This window comes from Viscerimonas tarda (genome assembly GCF_054601255.1).
The window spans coordinates 1-1989 of the sequence record NZ_BAAHWV010000110.1 but is presented as its reverse complement, the minus strand read 5'-3'; the positions used below and the strand labels follow the sequence as shown (position 1 = coordinate 1989).

General features: G+C 48.2%; 2 protein-coding genes. Both read left to right on the top strand.

Features of this window, described 5'->3' with window-relative positions:
- A partial coding sequence (locus ACYPWY_RS16080) for a T9SS type A sorting domain-containing protein (protein ID WP_459686559.1) occupies positions 1-1166 on the top strand: 1166 nt, incomplete at its 5' end.
- Positions 1167-1396: 230 nt separating this feature from the next.
- The coding region (locus ACYPWY_RS16075) for a hypothetical protein (RefSeq protein WP_459686557.1) at positions 1397-1989 on the top strand (593 nt) is incomplete at its 3' end.

Sequence of the window (1989 nt, the reverse complement as noted above, 5' to 3'; positions counted from 1 at the left end):
ATGCCGGATATTACCTGTATGACGATAACGGAGCGCCCGAATCAGATCTTATGGATACGCCAAGAGGCAATAGCCCGACAGACAACCAATACCGGTTTATTTTTGAAGAAACAATCGACAGGGTAGCCCTGGAAACCAGCATTACGGTAGCATCCACCGAAATGGGAAAAGACATCCTGATAGGCAATCCGTTTATGGAACATCTCGACTTCGATAAGTTCCATACTCACGGCAACAACAGCAACCTGATTGCAGACCATTACCGGTTGATAGACGAAAGCGGAAACTATGCCACCTATTCCATGAGTGGAGTATCCACAGGCTCTCCGACAGTATTAACCCGCCATATAGCGCCCATGCAAGCCATTTTGGTAACGCCACAGACAACTTTTGCTGCCAACGCCCTGAGAACCAGCCTGACAATGACACAACATCATCCGGGAAACAACCTGCGTAGCGCCCAAGCCGAAGAAACAACACCGCAATATATGCGAATATCTATCAGCGATACCAAAGTAAGAAACAGGACGGCGCTTGTTTATGACCCGGAAGCCAATACAGGGACTTCATACAATCCCGAAAAGGATATTTATAAAATGCTTAAACAGGGCGAAAAAACGCTTCCATCAATCTATTTCATCACCGACGAAGGTTATTACATGGATATTAAGCAATTATCATCGTTGACCGGCAAAAGTATCAGCTTGGGTATCTGCTTCGATGGAACAGGGCCAATGGCCTTAGGTTTTGAGAACCTGCTTTCGTTCATGCAAGATAAGAAGGTATATCTGGAAGATAAGCAGCTGGACAAGCAAGTAGAACTGAAAAAAGCATCGCCGTTTATTTATACATTTAATAAAACAACAAGCGATACATTTTTGGATGACCGTTTTGTGCTGCGCTTCGGCGAAATTGCCGACGAAATAACCGGCACAAGCAACGAAGAACAAAGCAAGCTAAGCTACCGCACAAGCCACAACCAGCTGGAAGTCTTCAACCTGAACGGCAGCCTGTTAGACGAAGTAACAGTGTATGACTTGCAGGGACGCATAGCCGGAAAACAGCAGAATGCGGCGCAAACAATCTTCAATCTGTCAACCGGCGTGTATGTGGTGAAAGCCATCAGCAAGGATTCGGTGGATACCATTAAGGTTGTTGTGGAGTAAAACACCAGCCCCTCCAACCTCCCCGTAGGGGAGGCTTCAAAAGTCCCCCTACGGGGGATTTAGGGGGCTGGAGGGTGATTGTAGGGGCGTATCGAATACGCCCGACTGCGACAAACAAAACATTGTAAGGGCGTTGCATGCAACGCCCCTACGATATAAAAAAAAGATAGTATTAATAACAGCCTCAAATCCCCCCTGCGGGGGGCGGGGGGGCTTAAAATTTTTAGTTTATGAAAAAGATTTACATGTTAGCATTATTGTGTTCAGGAGTAGTAAAACTGTGTGCAGCAGATGGTTTAGTGGCCACCTACACCCTCTACGACCTGACAAACGCCCGTATGAATGCCGGTTACACCGACGCTCAGGGAAACACATTCACGGTATCAACCAACGAACCGGGAGCAATACCACAAACCCATGGCACATTCACCTACTTTGCCGATGTTGACAATCCCGTTTCGTGTGCCGGAGAAGGCACGTCGGGTTTGCAGGCGCCTGTTGGCGCCAAGTATTCGCGCATTTTGCTGGAAGGCAAGTCGGGAGCAACACTGGCCCGGTCGCCCTATTTTATGGTCAAGTTTCCGGCAGATACAAAAATCCTGAAACTGCAGTTGATGGGTCTGGCCCTTGGCGGAGCGTCAGGAGATCAGGAGTTGCAGTACGGATTCAGTACAGCTGCCAGTCCAGCCATCACCGCCAGCTCTTTCGGGGTGCCGGATGATGTCGAAGAAGCGTTAACATTCAAAGTAGGTAACTGCAACTACGCCAACCTGCTCATCGACATACCCGCAGGCACAAGAACCATGGCATTTATTATTACCGA